The 17,786-nt window shown below is 71.2% G+C and carries 9 protein-coding genes; 8 read left to right on the top strand and 1 reads right to left on the bottom strand.

Going from position 1 to position 17,786, the window contains the following annotated elements; translation table 11 throughout:
• Window positions 1–13: 13 nt before the first annotated feature.
• From ACFOYY_RS08010 to ACFOYY_RS08045, 8 genes are all read left to right on the top strand, one after another.
• Window positions 14–5,596: an amino acid adenylation domain-containing protein gene (locus ACFOYY_RS08010; RefSeq protein WP_386188984.1), complete on the top strand. Its 5,583-nt coding sequence runs from the start codon at window positions 14–16 to the stop codon at window positions 5,594–5,596.
• Window positions 5,597–5,613: 17 nt separating this feature from the next.
• The gene (locus tag ACFOYY_RS08015; protein WP_386188986.1) at window positions 5,614–6,906 is read left to right on the top strand and encodes an MFS transporter; all 1,293 of its coding nucleotides are present in this window, start codon (window positions 5,614–5,616) and stop codon (window positions 6,904–6,906) included.
• 134 nt (window positions 6,907–7,040) lie between these two features.
• Window positions 7,041–8,033 (top strand): 2,3-diaminopropionate biosynthesis protein SbnA, encoded by a 993-nt coding sequence (gene sbnA, locus ACFOYY_RS08020; RefSeq protein WP_352012705.1) that lies wholly within the window; start codon window positions 7,041–7,043, stop codon window positions 8,031–8,033.
• Between the two features lie 2 nt (window positions 8,034–8,035).
• Window positions 8,036–9,052 (top strand): 2,3-diaminopropionate biosynthesis protein SbnB, encoded by a 1,017-nt coding sequence (gene sbnB, locus ACFOYY_RS08025; RefSeq protein WP_362917090.1) that lies wholly within the window; start codon window positions 8,036–8,038, stop codon window positions 9,050–9,052.
• 44 nt (window positions 9,053–9,096) lie between these two features.
• On the top strand, window positions 9,097–9,270 hold the full coding sequence (locus tag ACFOYY_RS08030) for an MbtH family protein (protein ID WP_352012703.1): 174 nt from the start codon (window positions 9,097–9,099) through the stop codon (window positions 9,268–9,270).
• Window positions 9,267–14,060 (top strand): amino acid adenylation domain-containing protein, encoded by a 4,794-nt coding sequence (locus ACFOYY_RS08035; RefSeq protein ID WP_386188989.1) that lies wholly within the window; start codon window positions 9,267–9,269, stop codon window positions 14,058–14,060. The genes ACFOYY_RS08030 and ACFOYY_RS08035 overlap by 4 nt, the downstream gene beginning before the upstream one ends.
• Window positions 14,057–14,974, top strand: a complete 918-nt coding sequence (locus ACFOYY_RS08040) for an ornithine carbamoyltransferase (RefSeq protein WP_386188991.1) — start codon at window positions 14,057–14,059, stop codon at window positions 14,972–14,974. The genes ACFOYY_RS08035 and ACFOYY_RS08040 overlap by 4 nt, the downstream gene beginning before the upstream one ends.
• On the top strand, window positions 14,971–16,632 hold the full coding sequence (locus ACFOYY_RS08045) for an acyl-CoA dehydrogenase (RefSeq protein WP_386188993.1): 1,662 nt from the start codon (window positions 14,971–14,973) through the stop codon (window positions 16,630–16,632). The genes ACFOYY_RS08040 and ACFOYY_RS08045 overlap by 4 nt, the downstream gene beginning before the upstream one ends.
• Window positions 16,633–16,958: 326 nt before the next feature.
• Here the strand turns inward: ACFOYY_RS08045 and ACFOYY_RS08050 are convergent, their stop codons facing one another.
• Window positions 16,959–17,627 carry a response regulator transcription factor gene (locus tag ACFOYY_RS08050; protein WP_386188995.1) on the bottom strand — a complete coding sequence of 223 codons (669 nt, stop codon included), beginning with the start codon at window positions 17,625–17,627 and terminating at the stop codon, window positions 16,959–16,961.
• Between the last annotated feature and the right edge of the window lie 159 nt (window positions 17,628–17,786).

The raw sequence follows: 17,786 nt of genomic DNA on the forward strand, positions 1-17,786 counted from the left end.
GGCGGTCGCTTTGGTGGGCGCCCTCCGCAAGAACGGCTTCGACGTCGAGGCACGCGACGTCTTCGAACACGCCACCGTGGCTCGGCTGAGTGAGAGACTCGCCGGCCGGGACCGGGCGGTCGAGGAGGTCCCCCCGATCGAACCCTTCGCCCTCGTCTCCGCCCACGACAGACAACGTCTGGCCGCCGACGTCGTGGACGCCTACCCCCTGGCCCAGGCCCAGCTCGGCATCCTCCTGGAGATGCTCGCCAACCAGGACCAGCACCTCTACCAGAACGTCACCTCCTTCCGCGTCCGGGACGAGCGGCCCTTCGACCGGGAGGCCTTCCGTGCCGCCGCCCGGCTGGTGACCCGTCGGCACGAGGTGCTGCGCACCTCCTTCGACCTGGACGGCTACTCCGTCCCCCTGCAGTTCGTGCACACCGACGCCGAGGTCCCCCTCGACGTACGCGACTGCCGCGAGCTGACGCCGGAGGCCGTGGCCGAGCTCGTCCGCCGGCACACCGAGGCCGAGCAGCGGGCACGGCTCCCACTGGACACCGCGCCCCTCATGCGGGTCACCGTACATGTGGCGCAGGACGACGCCTGGTGGCTGTCCGTCAGTGAGAACCACGCGATCCTGGAGGGCTGGAGCCACTACTCCATGCTGATGGAGCTGCTGGAGTACTACCAGGCGATCAGGGACGGCGCCGTGCCCGACCCGGCTCCGCTGCCCGCCCTGCGCTACGCCGACTTCGTGGCCGCCGAACAGCGGTCGCTTGAGTCCGAGGACGACAGGGCCTTCTGGCGCGGCGTCGTCACCGACCACCCCAAACTGGCGCTCCCAGGGACCTGGGGCGACCCGGGACCGGCCGAGACCTACGAACTCACGATCTCCATCGCGGATCTCGACGACGGTCTGCGCGCCCTGGCCAGGACGTCGGGAACCTCGCTGAAGAGCGTGCTGCTTGCCGCGCACCTGAAGGTGCTGAGCCAGATCACCGACCAGGAGTCCTTCCACAGCGGTCTCGTCCTGCAGGCGCGGCCCGAGGTCGACGGCGCCGACCGGCTCTACGGCCTGTTCCTCAACACGCTCCCGTTCCCCCACACCAGGGGCGCCCGCACCTGGCGTGACCTGGTGTACGAGGTGTTCACCACCGAGACGGCCATATGGCGGCACCGCCGGTTCCCGATGCCCGCGATCCAGCGGGAGGCCGGAGACGGCGGGCGGCTGATCGACACGATCTTCACCTTCCTCGACTTCGAGCAGGTCGACACCGAACTGGTGGAGGTGGGCGGCGCGTTGGCCGGCGGCGGCACCGAGTTCCCCCTCGCGGTTGGCGTGATCGCCGGCAACCTGGGCATCACCGCCGACACCACCGTGCTCAGCCGCGCCGACGCCGGACGCCTGGCCGCGATGTACCGGGCCGTGCTGGAGGCCATGGCGGCCGACCCCCTCGGGGACGCCAGGGCCGTCCACCTGCCGCCCGGCGAGGGCGAACCGGACACGGTCGCCGAGATGGGCCCCTATCCCACCGTGCACGAGGCGTTCGAGGCGCGCGTGCGCACCTGCCCGGACGCCGTCGCCGTCGTCAGCGGACAGGAACGGCTGACCTACCGGGAGCTCGACACCCGGGCCAACCGGCTCGCGCACCACCTGCGCGCTCTGGAGACCGGGCCGCTGGTGGGCCTGTGCCTCGACCGCGGCGCCGAACTGACGCCCGCCCTGCTGGGCGTGCTGAAGTCGGGTGCGGGCTACGTGCCGCTCGACCCGGCCGTCCCCGCCGAGCGGCTTGGGCGGATGCTGTCCGACAGCGACGTCTCCGTCGTGGTCACCACCGCCGACCTGGCACCGATGATCCGCGAGGTGTTCTCCGGCCGGATCGTGTCGATCGACGAGCGGAGCGCCGAGATCGGGGCCCTGCCCGGCACGCCCCCGCCTCCGTCGTCCACCGCCGGCGACATCATGTACGTGATCTACACCTCGGGCTCGACCGGCCGCCCCAAGGGGGTCTGCGTCAGTCACGCCAACGCGATGTGGCTGCTCGACGAGACCAGGACGTACCTGTCGATCGACGACGACGACGTCTTCACGCTGTTCGCCTCGTTCGCCAACGACGTGGCGGTCGGCGAGATGTTCGGCGCGCTGCTCAACGGCGGAAGGCTCGTCGTCGTCCCGCAGGAGGTCACCCGTTCTCCCGAGGACTTCCTCGACCTCCTGGTCCGCCACCGCGTCACGGTCATCGACCAGACCCCGTCGTCCCTGCGGGGCCTGGTACGGCTGGCCCAGGACGGCGATCCCAGAACGGACCGGCTCGCCCTGCGCGTCGTCCTGATCGGCGGAGAGAAACTGGAGGCGGGGGATGTGGCCGCCTGGATCGACCGGTTCGGCGTCGAACGCCCGATGCTGGTCAACGTCTACGGCAACACCGAGGCGACGTCCAACTCCACCTTCCAGCGCATCACCGCCGGCACCCTGGCCGGTGGCGGCAGCCCGATCGGCGTCCCCATGCCCGGCGTGCGGATCCAGCTGCTCGACCGCGAAGGCCACCAGGTGCCCGCGGGCGTGCCCGGCGAGATCCACATCGGTGGCGCGGGGGTGTCCCTCGGCTACCTGGGCCGTCCGGGCCTGACGGCGGAGCGGTACGTGCCCGATCCGCAGGGGCCCCCGGGATCGCGCCGATACCGCACCGGTGACCTGGGGCTGCGCAGGCCCGACGGCACCATGGAGTTCCTCGGCAGAGTGGACGACCAGGTCAAGATCCGCGGACACCGGATCGAGCCGGGCGAGATCGCCGCGCTGCTGCAGGAACAGCCGGGCGTACGGCACGCCGTCGTGGTGGTCCGCGAGGACACCCCCGGCGACAGGCGCCTCGTCGGATACGTCGTCGGGGACGAGGTCGATCCCGCGCGGCTCAGGGCGGCGCTGTCCCGATCCCTGCCCGACCACATGGTGCCCTACGCCTACGTCCGGATGGCCGAGATCCCGCTGAACCACAACGGCAAGCTCGACCACCGCGCCCTGCCCGTCCCGGACCGCGCAGCCCTGGCCACCGGCGGCGACCACGTCGCGCCGAGTACCCCGACTGAGCGCACGCTGGCGGAGATCTGGGCACGGGTGCTCGACGTCCCGGAGGTCGGGGCGCGTGACACCTTCTTCGGGCTCGGCGGCCACTCGATCCTCATGATCCAGGCGATCCGCGAGGTCAAGCAGGCCGGGCTCCCCATCTCCCTGCTGATGATGTACCAGCACGAGACCGTCGCCGACCTGGCCGCGGCCATCGACGCCGCCCCGGGCGGCGCGCGCGGCGCGACCGGCGCGGAACAGGGTCCGGTGACGGGCGAGCTCACGCTCACCCCGATCCAGCACTGGTTCCTCGCCGAGGAGGGGCACGAGGAGCCCTTCGCCCAGCGGGCACTGCTGACCGTGGAACCGGCCGCCGATCCCGACCTGCTCGGACGTGCCCTGCGTGAGCTGACGCGGCACCACGACGTGCTGCGCCTGCGCGTCGAGGACGGCCGCGGACACCTGGCCGAGGAGGCACCGGCAGGACTGCTCAGGGTCGTCGACGACCTGACCGAGCCCGGGTCCGAGCCCGCGGATCACGACCTCGCCGCCGGCAGGGTGCTGAGTGCGGCGCTGTCTCGGTCGGGCTCCCAGCTGCTGCTGAGCATCCACCACCTGGCCGTGGACATCGTGTCCTGGGCGATCCTGCTGGAGGATCTGAACACCGTCTACAGCCAGCTTGAGGCGGGCCGGCCGGTGGAGCTGCCGGCCAAGACCACCTCCGTCCGGCAGTGGGCACGAGAGCTGGCCGAGTACGCCGGATCGACCGAGCTCGCGGCCCAGACGCACCACTGGCTGAGCCGCGCGCCGCTACCGGACATCCCGGTGGACAGGGCCGGCCCCAACCGCACCGCCGACGCCCGGACGCTCTTGGTCGGCCTGCCGGAGAACCTGACCTCGACCCTGCTGCACCGGGCCGGTGACACCGCGACGGCGGAGGAGACCGTGCTCGCCGCCCTCGGTCTGGCGCTGACCGGCTGGACCGGCGGCGACGGGTTCCTGGTCGAGCTGGAGGGTCACGGCCGGCAGGAGGAACTGTTCGACGGCGTGGACCTGTCCCGCACCGTCGGCTGGTTCACCAGCGTGTATCCGTTCGCGGCCTGGTTGCCGCCGGGCCGTAAACCCCAGGCGGTGCTCAGGTCGGTACGCGACCAGTTCAGGGCCGTCCCCGGCCGGGGCATCGGCCACGGCGTGTCCAGGTGGCTGTCGCCGGACGAGGACCTGGTCGAGGCCCTGGCCGCGCAGCAGCGGCCCGCCGTGCTGTTCAACTACACGGGCCAGGGCTCGGTGGGCACCCGGGGCCGGACCAGGTTCGCGCTCTCGCCGGAAGGACTCGGCAGCGTCGAGGGATCCGGCAGGCCCCGCAGCCACCTGCTGGAGGTCAACGCCGGAGTGCACCGGGACCGGCTGTACATGCACTGGACGTACTCCGCCGCCCTGCACGACGAGGAGACGGTCCGCCGGGTCGCCGACGACTGCCTGGCCCGGCTGACGGCGCTGCTCGAACCCGCGCGGCCGGTCGCGATCCCCTCCCCGCTGCCCGCGATGAGACGGCACAACGTGCCGGGGGTCGCGGTCGCGGTGATCCGGGGCCAGTCCGTCGAGGTCCACGCCCACGGCGTCCTCGCCGCCGGACAGAGCCGGAAGGTCACGCCGGACACCCTGTTCCAGGTGGGGTCGATCGGCAAGCACCTGACGGCCATCGGCGTGCTGCGACTGGTCGAGGCCGGGCTGCTCGACCTCGACGCCGACGTCAACGACCACCTGGTCTCCTGGAAACTGCCGAAGACGATCCCCGGGACGGTGACCGCCAGGTGGCTGCTGAGCCACCAGGCCGGGCTCACCCGGACCGACGAGGACGACTTCCGGCGCGGCGAACCCATGCCGACCCTGCTCGACCTGCTGCCCGCCGTCGCGATGGAGCTGACGCCTGGTGAGCACTTCCGCAAGAGCAACGGCCACTACTGGGTGCTCGAACAGCTGATGAGCGACGTGGCGGGCGAGCCGTACCAGGAACTGATGCGCGAGCTGGTCTTCGAACCCCTGGACATGAGGGCCACCAGCTACGACCTGACCTTCCCGGAGACCTCGGGCCTGCCCGTCGCCCACGGCCACGACGAACACGGCAGGACGGTGCCCGACGGCTGGCTGAACCGGCCCGCGCTGGCCGCGGGCAGCCTCTGGTCGACCGCGCCGGACCTTGCCAAGGTCGCCATCGCGGTACGGCGTGCCCATCTGGGGCACTCCGGCGCCGTCCTGCCGCGCGCCCTGGCGGCGGAGCTGCTCACCGTCGCCCACCGGGAGGCCCTGTACGGGCTGGGCACCTCGGTCGACGACACCGGCGGTGACATCGAGTTCGGTCACGTCGGAGAGTCCGCCGGATACCGGTCCATGATGCTCAGCCGGATCAACCGGGCCACGGGGTTCGTCGTCCTGACCAACTCCGAATCCGGCAAGGAACTGCACAAGCACGTGGCGGCGGCCATAGGCGAGCAGGAAGGCATGCGGTACGGCCAGGGCCAGGGCCGTACAGAGGCGGGTTACCGATGACACCGGAAGGGCTCGACGTGAACACAGGCGAAGCGGCGATCGAGGCCGGCGAGGCCAGGGACAAGCGCCCGCTGTTCAGGAACAGGGACTTCACCCTGCTGTGGGGCGGCGCGGCGTTCACGACCCTCGGCGCGCAGATCACCATCCTGGCCTATCCGATGCTCGTCCTGTGGGGAGGCGGCACGACCTCCGCCGCGGGGTTGGTCTCGGGCGCCGCGCTCCTGCCCTACCTGCTCGTTCAGCTGCCCGCCGGGGCCGTCGCCGACCGGTACGATCGCAGGCGCCTGATGATCATCTCGGACGTCGGGTGCCTGCTGGCGGCCTCAAGCGTGATGCTGGCGGTCTTCCTCGACCGGATCTGGCTGCCGCATCTGATGGTGGCGGCCTTCGTCCAGGGCAGCCTGGCGATCTTCTACGACCTGGCGGAACGCTCGGCCGTCAAGAACCTGGTCCGTGAGGACCAGGTTCCGGGCGCGCTGAGCCAGAACGAGGCCCGTCACCGAGCCATGATCATGCTTGGCCAGCCGCTCGGCGGGTTCCTGCTGAGCCTGGTGCGCTGGGTGCCGTTCCTGTTCACCGCGGTCGCGCACCTGGCCTCACTGCTGATGCTGCTGGCCATCCGGAGGAAGTTCCAGACCGACCGGGCGGAACAGCCCTCCGGCAGGCTGGCCGCCGACGTGGCCGAGGGCGTCACGTGGCTGTGGCGGCAGTCCTTCCTGCGCAACGTGATGCTCCTGGTCTCGGTCAGCAACCTGGTCTTCGAGGGCATGAGCCTCTCCCTCATGGTGATCGTCCGAGGCTCCGGCGGATCGCCGTCCAGCATCGGCGTCGTGGTCGCCATCAGCGGTGTCGGCGGCCTGCTCGGCGCGATGACCAGCATCTGGTGGCGGCGCAGGCTGAGCCTGCCCGCACTGATCGTGGCGGGTCTGCTGGTGTGGACCCTGTGCGTGCCGTCCCTGGCGTTCTTCAGTGATCCGGTCCTGCTGGGCGTCGTGTTCGCGTTCTGCGGATACATCGGCGGTGTCTTCAACGTCGCCGGGGGCGTGTATCTGGTCGGCCTGGCGCAGGACCACATCCTGAGCCGGGCCATCAGCGTCGCCATGCTGCTCGGCGCGGGCGCGAGCTTCCTCGGCGCGTTCGCCGGAGGGTTCGTCCTCGACGCGGCCGGTGTCGGCCGTACCGTGCTCGTCATGACCGTCCTGATGGGGAGCCTGGCTCTGGTGGCCCTGCTCAGCCCGTCGGTGCGGGCGGGCGCCCGCACCAGGGAGGGCGGCCGGCTGAGCGCCGAGGACGCCGCCGCGCTCGACTGAGCTCCTTCCCGTTTCGAGTACGGCGCCCCCGTGTTTTCCCACGGGATATAGAAGGCGTATAGCGGCCTCCCGGACGGTTGTGTCCGGCTCTCATGTGGCGGGGCCGGTAAAATTACCTGGATGGAGCAAGCGCTGTGCCGATATCCACCTCGAATGGCATTCTTGCGACTATTGGACAAACGCCGCTCGTTCAACTCGACCGCCTGTTTCCCGAATTCCCCTCCCGGGTGTTCGCCAAGCTGGAGCGTTTCAACCCCGGCGGCAGCATCAAGGACCGCAGTGCGCTGAGCATGTTGTCGGCCGCGATTCGCTCGGGCGAGCTGGAGCCCGGCAGGTCGACGGTGGTTGAGTCCAGTTCCGGCAATCTCGCCGTCGGGATGGCGCAGCTCTGCCGCTACTTCGGATTACGGTTCATCTGCGTCGTCGACGCCAAGACCACTGAGCAGAACATCGCGATACTGAAAGCCTTCCAGGCCAAGGTCGAGGTGGTCGACGCGCCCGACCCGGAAACCGGCGAGTACCTGCCGCGCAGGATCCAGCGGGTGCGCGAACTGGTGGAGAGCATCCCGCACGCCTTCAACCCGGACCAGTACGGCAACCCGCTCAACTCATACGCGCACTACGAGACGATGCGGGAGATCGTGGAGGCCCTCGACGGCGAGGTCGACCACCTGTTCTGCTCCGTCAGCTCGTGCGGCACCCTGATCGGCTGCGCCGACTACGTCGGAGGCCACGGCCTGCCGATCACCATCACCGCGGTGGACGCCGTCGGCAGCATGATCTTCGACGGTCAGCGGCGTGGCCCGCGGCTGCTGCCGGGGCACGGCGCGGCCGTCCGGCCCGGCCTCTACCGCGAGGACGCCGCCGACCGGGTCGTCCACGTGTCCGACCTGGACTGCGTGGTCGGATGCCGCAAGTTGTCGAGCCGCGAGGCGATCCTCGCCGGCGGCTCGTCGGGCGCCACGGTCGCGGCGCTGCACGCGCTCCAGGCGGAGATCCCGCCGGGCTCCACCTGCGTGCTGGTGTTCCCCGACGGGGGCGACCGCTACCTGAACACCATCTACTCCGACGCCTGGGTGCGCAGCACCTTCGGAGAGGTCTCCCATCTGTGGAAGGACGGGGTGTGAACGTGCTGATCATCCGACACGACGAGGTGTGCGACATCCTGCGGGGCGCCGAGACCGCACTGCTGGAGATCGTGCGGGACACCTACCGCAGACACGACGAGGGCGCCACGGTGGTGCCGCACTCGACCTTCCTGCGCTTTCCCGGTGACAGGACCAACCGCATCATCGGCCTGCCGGCCTACGTCGGCGGCGAAAACGGCGAAGATCACGTGGCGGGCATCAAATGGGTGTCGTCCTTCCCCGCCAACCTGGAGGCGGGGCTCCCGCGCGCGAACGCGACGATCATCCTGAACTCGATGGAGACCGGCAGGCCCGAGGCGTTCGTCGAGGCCACGGCGATCTCCGCGACGCGCACGGCGGCCTCCGCCGCGGCGGCGGCGGAGCTGCTCGCCCCCCCACGGCTCGACGGCGTGTCCCTGATCGGCTGCGGCGTGATCAACTTCGAGACGCTGCGCTTCCTCGCCGCCGTCTTCCCGGACATCTCCGAGGTGACGCTCTTCGACGCCTCCCCACAGCGCGCGAAGGAGTTCGGCGAGCGGGTCGGATCGCTGCTGCCGGACGCCGAGGTGACGCTCGCCGCACACGTCGGCGAGGCGGTGGCGGCCGCCGACCTGCTGTCCATCGCGACCACCGCGATCGAACCGCACCTGACCCTGGCGGGCATCCGGCCGGGCGCGGTGGTCCTGCACATATCGCTGCGCGACATCGTCCCCGAGACGATCCTGTCGGCGCGCAACGTGGTCGACGACGTCGACCACGCGGTCCGTGAGCGCACCTCGCTGCACCTGGCCGAGCTGAGCGTCGGCGGACGCTCCTTCGTGCACGCCACCCTCGGCGGCCTGCTGCGCGCCACCGCGAGGGTCCCGGAGGACGAGCGGTCTCCGGTGATCTTCTCGCCGTTCGGGCTCGGCGCCCTCGACATCGCGGTCGCCCGCTTCGTCGCGGCGGAGGCCCGCAGGCGCGGGTACGGCGTGACCGTCAAGGACTTCCTGCCGAGGCCGGAGAAAACGGGCCTGTAGTGATTCCGGAATTCGAGATAGGACTGGGACGGGAGAGAGACGACATGAACGACCGATACCTCGTGGTGCTCAACGACGAGGAACAGTATTCGATCTGGTGGGCCGACCGGGACCTGCCCGCCGGATGGCGCGCCGAGGGGACCGAGGGCACCAGGGAGGAATGCCTGGCGCGCATCGAAGAGGTCTGGACCGACATGCGCCCGCTGAGCCTGAGGTGAGCGCGGCGGTGCGGTTCCTCGGCGATCTGGTGTGGCGGCAGGCCGCGGCCACCCCGGACGCGGTCGCGGTCGTCGACGGAGACACCGCGTTCACCTACGCGCAGCTGACCCGCCTGGCCGTCCGTCTGTCCCACCGGCTCCAGGACAGGGGGATCGGCCGCGGCCACATCGTCGGGATCGCCCTGCCCCGCGGCGCCGACTTCATCGTGGCGGTGCTGGCGACGTGGCGCAGCGGGGCGGCCTACCTGCCGATCGACCCCGGCCACCCGCGTGAGCGGCGAGAATGGATCCACCGGGACGCGGCGCCGTCGATCGTGCTGACCCCCGGCCTGTTCGACGCGGAGGCGGAGCCCCCGGAGGCGGAGCCGGCGGCGGTGTCCGGGACGGACGCCGCGTATGTGATCTACACCTCGGGTTCGACAGGACGGCCCAAGGGCGTCGTGGTCACCCACGAGGGCATCGCCAACCGGGTGCTGTGGACGGTCGAGACCCACCGGCTCGGCCCCGGCGACCGGCTGCTGCACAAGACGTCGGTGACGTTCGACGCGGCGGGCTGGGAGATGGTGGGCCCGCTGGTCTCCGGCGGCACCGTCGTCGTCGCGCCGCCGGGCGCGGAAGGCGACCCCGAGGCGATCGTCCGGCTGGCCCGAAGCCACCGGGTCACCGTGCTCCAGGTCGTCCCCTCGCTGCTCAGACGGCTGGTCCGCGAGCCCGGCTGGACGGATCTCGGCGCGCTGCGGCTGCTGTTCTCCGCCGGCGAGCCCCTGCACGCGGAGCTGTGCCGCCGGGTCCGGCTGCCCGGGGTCGAGGTGTGGAACACCTACGGGCCGACGGAGTGCGCGATCGACGTGACGGCGCAGCCCGTCGACCCGGAGCAGACGACGGGCCAGATCCCGATCGGGCGGCCGATCACCGCCATGCGGGTGGTGGTGCTCGACCCATCAGGAGGCCTGGTCCCGATCGGAATGCCCGGCGAACTGCACGTCGGCGGCCCCGGCGTCGCCCGGGGATACCTCGGCCGGCCCGGGCTCACCGCCGAGCGGTTCGTGCCCGACCCGTATGGCCCGGCCGGCGGGCGGCTCTACCGCACCGGAGACCTGGTCCGCTGGGACCAGAGCGGCACCCTGCACTACCTGGGACGGCTCGACGACCAGATCAAGGTCAACGGCGTCAGGATCGAACCGGCCGAGATCGAGGCCGTACTGGAACGGCATCCGGCGGTCAGCGCGGCCGTGGTGACCGCCACCGACAACGCCCTGGTCGCCCATGTCACGACCGAGGAGGAGATCAGCCCGGCACGGCTGCGCCTCTTCGCCCGCGAGAGCCTGCCCGACACCCACGTCCCGACCAGGTTCGTCATGCTCGACGAACTGCCGACGCTGCCCAGCGGCAAGGTGAACCGCGCGGCCCTGACGGTGCCGGCCGCCGAGGAGCGGAAGGAACTCCGGCCGCCGCGCACCGCGGCCGAGCGGAGGGTCGCGGACGTGTGGGCGGAACTGCTCGACATGGACGGCGGGGTCGGCGTGGACGACGACTTCTTCCAGCTCGGCGGGTCGTCGCTGCTGCTCACCAGGCTCGCCAACCTCCTGGACATCCCGCTGCCGGAGCTGTACGAGACGTCCACCGTGGCCGGGCAGGCCAAGCTGCTCGACGAACGCGCCGGCGTCGAACCGGTCCGTCCCGCCGAGCGGACGCCGACCATGGAGGTCTCCTTCGGGCAGCGGCGCCTGTGGCTGCTCGACCGCATCCAGCCGGGCAGCCCGGAATGGATCGCCCCGCTGTTCATCCGGCTGCCCGCCGAGGTGGAGGCCGCCACCGTCGCGAGGGCCCTGGAGGAACTCGGCCGACGGCACGAGGTGCTGCGCACCCGCTACGTCGCGCACGACGGCGAACCGCGTCAGGTCGTCGACGAGCACGTCGACGTCGAGCTCAGGATCGCCGACGGCGATCTCGGCACCCTGTTCGGCGAGCAACTCGCGCGCGGCTTCGACCTGGAGACCGGACCGGTCTGGCGGGCGATGCTGGCCAGGACGGACGGCGAACAGGTGCTCATGATCACTGTTCACCACATCGCCTGCGACGGCTGGTCCTCGGTGCTGCTCGACGCAGAACTCCGCGCGCTGTGCGCCGGACGCGAACTCCCCGCGACGGGGCTGCGGTACGCCGACTACGCGGCCTGGCAGCGCCGTACGCTGACCGATGACGTGCTCGCCGGGCACCTGGACCACTGGCGCGGCCACCTGGCCGGCGTCCCCGCGCTCGATCTGCCGACCGACCACCCGCGCCCGCCGCACCGCGACCACCGCGGCGCGATGGTCGTGTTCGAGGTTCCGGCGGAACTGGCCGGGGACCTGACCGAACTGGGCCGGCGGCACGGCACGACCCTGTCGGTCGCCCTGCTCACGGCCTGGGCCGCGCTGCTGTCCAGGTACAGCGGGCAGCGCGACTTCGCCGTCGGCCTGCCCGTCAGCGGGCGGGAACGCCCCGAGTTCGGAGACGTGGTCGGGTTCTTCCTCAACACCCTGGCGCTGCGGATGGACCTGACGGGCAACCCCTCCTTCGAGGAGGCGTTGCGGCGCGTCGGCGAGGTCAGCCGGGCCGGATTCGCGCACCAGGTGGTGCCCTTCGACCGCCTGGTCGAGGAACTGCAGCCGGAGCGCCACCTCTCCCGCACCCCCATCTACCAGGCCGCCTTCGACCTGCACGAGGTCGGCCACACCGACACCGAGCTGCACCCGGACGACGCCGCCCCGCTCGGCGAGGCGTGGCTGATCGCCAAGACCGACCTCAGCCTCCTCGCCCAGCACCGTCCCGACGGCTCGGTGCTCGCTTCGATCGAGTACGCCACCGCCCTGTTCGACAGGCACACCGCGGAACGGATGGCCGAGCGCTTCCTGCGCCTGCTGTCGAGTGTCACGGCCGAACCGGGCGTCCGGCTGTCGGCCGTCGACCTGCGCGAGGAGGAGGAACGACGGCGTCCGGTCCCCACCGCCGAGTCGCTCCCCGTCACCCGGTGCGTCCACGAGGTGTTCGAGGAGATGGCCGGGCGGACGCCCGAGGCCACCGCGGTGGTGTTCGAGGACACCTCGCTGACCTACGCCGAGCTCAACGCCCGCGCCAACCGGCTGGCCCGCCACCTGGCCGGGTGCGGCGCGGGGCCGGAGAAGCTGGTCGGCGTGTGCCTCGAACGAGGCCCCGACCTGCTGCCCACCCTGCTCGCGGTGCTGAAGACCGGGGCCGGATACCTGCCGCTCGACCCGGGGCAGCCGGCGGACAGGATCGCCTTCATCGTGGCCGACGCGGGAGCCGAGACGGTGGTGACCACGTCGGACCTGGCGGCGAAGGTGACCGGCGACCTCGTGCTGCTCGACGAGATCGACCCGGACGGATCCCCGGCCGACCTCGGCGTCGTCGTACGCCCGGACAACGTGATCTACGTGATCTACACCTCCGGCTCGACCGGCAGGCCCAAGGGCGTGGTGGTGACGCACGCCAACGTGCTTCGCCTGTTCACCGCCGCGGGACGCTACCAGGACTTCGGCGCGGACGACGTGTGGACTCTCTTCCACTCCTACGCCTTCGACTTCTCGGTCTGGGAGATGTGGGGCGCGCTGCTGCACGGCGGCCGTCTGGAGGTCGTGCCCCGCGAGACCGTCCGCGATCCGGACCGCTTCCTCACCCTCCTCACCGAACGGGGGGTCACGGTCCTCAGCCAGACCCCGTCGGCGTTCCGGCGGCTCGTGGCGTTCGCGGCGGCGGAGGACCCGCGCGTCGACCGGCTCGCCCTGCGCTCGGTCGTCTTCGGCGGTGAGAAGCTGGAGGTCGGCGAGCTGGGGCCGTGGATCCGCAGGCTCGGCGTCGACCGCCCACGTCTGGTCAACATGTACGGCATCACCGAGACCAGCGTCCACACCACCCACCGGCCGATCGGCACGGCCGACACCGGAAGCCCGATCGGCCTGCCCCTGGACGACCTGCGCGTCCACCTGCTCGACGAGTACGGCGGCGTGGCCCCCGACGGCGTACCCGGGGAGATGTACGTCGGAGGACCCGGCGTGGCCCGCGGGTATCTCGACCGGCCCGCGCTGACCGCCGCCAGGTTCGTTCCCGACCCGTTCGGCCCTCCGGGATCACGCCTGTACCGCAGCGGCGACCTGGCCAGGCGCAACCGCGACGGCGGCCTGGAGTTCCTCGGCCGGGCCGACGAACAGGTGAAGATCCGCGGCTACCGGGTCGAACTCGGCGAGATCCAGGCCGCGCTCCTCGACCAGCCGGGCGTCCGCGACGCCGTGGTGGTGCTGGGCGAGAACACGCTGGTCGGCTACGTCGAACCGGAGGGCGAGGAGATCGATCCGGGCGAGCTGAAGGCCGCGCTGGCCCGCCGCCTGCCCGACTACATGGTGCCGAGCGCGATCGTGCCGCTGGACCGGATCCCGCTGACGGCCAACGGCAAGCTCGACCGCGCGGCGCTGCCCGCGCCGGGTCGCGACGAGATGGGCGCCGCCGAGTTCGTCGCCCCGCGTACGGCGGTCGAGACGTGGATCGCCAAGGTGTGGCAGGACCTTCTGGAGATCGACAAGGTCGGCGTGGGTGACGACTTCTTCGCCCTCGGCGGCAACTCCATCCTGGTACTGCGGATGATCGCCCGGGTCCAGGAGGAGTTCGACGTCGAACTCGGCGCGCGGGAGGTCTTCGAAAACCCCGGCCTGGTGCGGCTCGCCGGGCTGGTGGAGGCCAGGGTGCTCGCGGAGATGTCCGGTTCAGCGAACTTCGAGATGGAGACACGATGACAGTGCGGCACCTGATCTCGGTCGACGATCTGTCCGACGGCGACATCAGGAAGATCGTGGCCCGGGGCGTCGAGTTCCGCGAGAGGGGCGCCGGAGCGGACCGGCCGCTGGCCGGAAGGATCGCCGGGATCTACTTCGGCAAGACCTCGACGCGGACCAGGACCGCGTTCACCGCCGGCACGCTGCGGCTCGGCGGGCAGGTCATCCCCCTCGGCCCGGGCGACCTGCAGACCAACACGGGCGAGTCGATCGAGGACACCGCGCGGGTGCTGGGCAGGATGCTGGACGTCTTCGTCATGCGCACCGCGGGCGATCCCGCCGAGATGCGGACGTTCGCCGAGGAGGACCGCATGGCGGTGATCAACGCGATGAGCGCCACCGAACATCCGACCCAGGCCCTGACCGACATCACCACGCTCCTGTGGCGCTTCGGCGACGTCGAGGGGCTGCGCATCCTGTACGTCGGCGAGGGCAACAACACCGCCTCCGCACTTGCACTGGCGCTGAGCAGGTACCCCTCGGCCCGGCTAGAACTGCGCACCCCGCCGGGCTACGGCCTGGCCGACGACATCCTCGCCCGCGTCGATCCCGAGGTGGTCACCGAACGGCACGACATGGACGACCTGCCCAAGGGGGTGAACGTCGTCTACACCACGCGCTGGCAGACCACGGGCACCACCAAGCCGGACGCGAACTGGCGGGAGATCTTCGCGCCGTTCCAGGTCACCACCGCCCTGTGGGAGGACAGCCCGCAGGCCGTGTTCATGCACGACCTGCCCGCGCACCGGGGCGAGGAGGTCACCCCCGAGGTGATCGACGGCAAGCACAGCATCGCCTTCGACCAGGCGGAGAACAAGCTGCACAGCGCCATGGCCGTACTGGAGTGGTGCCGCGTGGAGGACGGCGGCCGATGACCGCGCAGACGCTGGACGCCGTCCTCGGCGATCCGTGGGACGAGGCCAATCCGCTCGGTTTCGCCGCGGTGCTCGACGCCGACGAGCGGGGGGAACTGCTCGCCCCCGGTGAGGCCGCGCTGGACGACGTCCGGCTCGCCGCGGAGTTCGTGCCGAGGTCGCTGGGCGGCCGGCTGGTCCAGGTGAACGGGCTGGTCCAGCCGATGCGGGCGATCTTCAGGCGTGACCCGACGCTGGGGCTCGGCTACGGCATCACCAGTTTCATCGCCGCCGTTCCCGTCTGGACGGACGGCGACGACGGGCAGCGGCGCTGGCTGGCCGATCTGCTGCTGCGCGGGGAACGCGCGGCGGCGGCGTTCACCGAGCTCGCCCACGGCGCGGACTTCACCAGGGTCGCGCTGCGGGCCGAGCCCCGGCCGGACGGGTTCCTGGTCAACGGCGCGAAACAGCTGATCAACAATATCGGGCGCGCACGCGCGGTCACCCTGTTCGCCCGCACCGACGACCAGCCCGGCAGCCGCAGTCACTCCACGCTGCTGCTGGACATGGCCACCCTGCCGCCCGAGACCGTTCGTGTCCTGCCGCGCTTTCCCATTTCGGGACTCAGGGCGAGCCTGCTCGCCGGCGTGGAGTTCACGGACTGCCCGGTTCCCGCGCCGAGCCTGCTGGGCAGGCTCGGCGCGGGCCTGGAGACCTCGCTGCGCGCCTTCCAGGTGACACGTACGGCACTGCCCGCGATCGTCGTCGGCGTCCTCGACACGCAACTGCGCCTGGTGACCGGCTTCGCCGGTGAACGGGTGCTCTACGGACGGCCGGTGGCCGACATCCCCCAGGTGCGGGACGGCCTGACCGGCGCCTTCGCCGACCTGCTGGTCTGCGACGCCTTCAGCGCCGTCGTCGGCCGGGCCCTGCACCTGCTGCCGGAGCAGACCAGCGTGGCCGCCGCGGCGAGCAAGTACGTGGTGTCCACCCTGATCGAGGCGGCGGCCTACGACCTGTCGGTTCTGCTGGGAGCGCGCTCCTACCTCCGGGAGGGTCCCTACGGGCTGTTCCAGAAGTACCAGCGTGACCTTTCGGTGACCTCCCTCGCGCACGCCAGCGAGGCGGCCTGCCTGTCCACGATCATTCCGCAGCTGCCGCGGCTCGCCCGGCGGAGCTGGCTGCGGGCCGAGCCCGCCCCACCGGAGCTGTTCGAGCTCGACGACGAACTGCCCGAGCTCGACTTCGGCCGGCTCGTCGTCGACGCCAGGGGCACGGACTCCCTCAGCGCCGCGCTGGTCCTGGCCGACGCGCCGGAACTGGCGGAGCTGCGGGCGCTCTTCCTCGCCGAGCTCACCGCGCTGCGCGCGAGCTGCGTCGACCTGCCGCCGGGGGAGCGTACGGTGTCGGCGTCGGCGGGCACCTTCGCGCTGGCCGAACGTTACAGCCTGGTGCTCGCCGCCGCCGCGTGCGTCGGAGTGTGGGCCGCCCGACGTGATCCGGTCACCACGGCCTGGCTGGTCGTGGCGCTCGGCCGGCTGGCCGACCGGCTCGGCCTGCCGCACTCGCCGCCGCCCGCGGACGCCGGGCGGGTGCTGTTCACCGAACTGGTACGCCGGCACGAGCGGTCACTGACGTTCGACCTCTCCGGACATCCGCTTTCCCGGCACGGCGGCTGACGCCGACGTGAGCTGCCCCCTCCGCGGGCAGCTGTGGCCGCAGCCACCGGCTGGCTTCGCACGGAGCAACACGGGGCACCAACCCCGCGCGTCCGCTACTTCGTCGGTACTCGGCGCCCTCGTCATGTTGTCCATCATCTCGATCCCTCCACGTGCTGTCTCTGCGGCCTGTACCACTCTCCTGCCGGTAGCTGGCTGCACTTCTCCCATGGGTCCAAGGGCCCGGTCGACCACCTCCCGGCCGGGCCCGGTGCTTGTGCGGCGGCTGTCACCAGGGACTTCGTCCTCTGCCGTCATTCGGCTGCCGGGCGTCCCGGCGGGGACCGTTACGGGGTTCCGCCGGGTGCCTCCGTCGCCTGCAGGAAGCGCACAACGGCGATCACCCGCCGGTGGTCGGTGTCGGCCGGGGCCAGCCCGAGCTTGGTGAAGACGTTGTTGACGTGCTTCGCTATCGCGCTCTCGCTGACCGTGAGCGCGGCGGCGATCCCGGAGTTGGACCTGCCCTGCGCCATCTGCCCGAGCACCTCCAGCTCGCGTGGCGTCAGTGTCTTCAGCGGGTCGCGGTTGCGGCGGCGCGCGAGCACCTGGGAGACCACCTCGGGGTCGAGGACCGCTCCGCCCTCCGCCACCTGCCGTACGGCCTGCACGAACCCGTTGATGTCGACGATCCGGTCCTTGAGCAGGTAACCGATGCCCGCCATGTCCCCGGACAGCAGGTCGGTGGCGTAGCGTTCCTCCACGACCTGGGACAGCACCAGCAGCGCGAGCCCGGGCCGCTCCCTGCGAAGGGTGAGCGCGGCCCGCAGTCCCTCGGTGGTGTGGGTGGGCGGCATCCGCACATCGATGATCGCCAGGTCGGGTGACGACCGTTCGACCGCCTCCATCAGCTGGTGCGCGTCACCGACCGCCGCGACGACCTCGATCCCGCCGGCCTCGAGTATCCGGGTGATGCCCTCCCGCAGCAGTACGGAGTCCTCGGCGATTGCCACGCGCACGGTTTCTCCCCACATCACGCTGCGCCAGCAGTACACGAGCCGACCCACTCTAACGCGCCACGGCCTCCTCCATCAGATCATGATCCGCAAGTTGTCTCTCCCGCACGGGGAAAGTGATCTGTCGCTCCTGTACCGGTCGCAGTACGCTGAGACCCGCAT

Origin of the sequence: Streptosporangium jomthongense (assembly GCF_042650425.1) — a bacterium.
GTDB lineage: Bacteria > Actinomycetota > Actinomycetes > Streptosporangiales > Streptosporangiaceae > Streptosporangium.

Bases quoted from the DNA above. Each gene is read 5' to 3' on its own strand.
- ACFOYY_RS08030 (WP_352012703.1), top strand. From the start codon at position 9,097: ATGAACGACCGATACCTCGTGGTGCTCAACGACGAGGAACAGTATTCG.
- ACFOYY_RS08040 (WP_386188991.1), top strand. From the start codon at position 14,057: ATGACAGTGCGGCACCTGATCTCGGTCGACGATCTGTCCGACGGCGAC.
- ACFOYY_RS08045 (WP_386188993.1), top strand. From the start codon at position 14,971: ATGACCGCGCAGACGCTGGACGCCGTCCTCGGCGATCCGTGGGACGAG.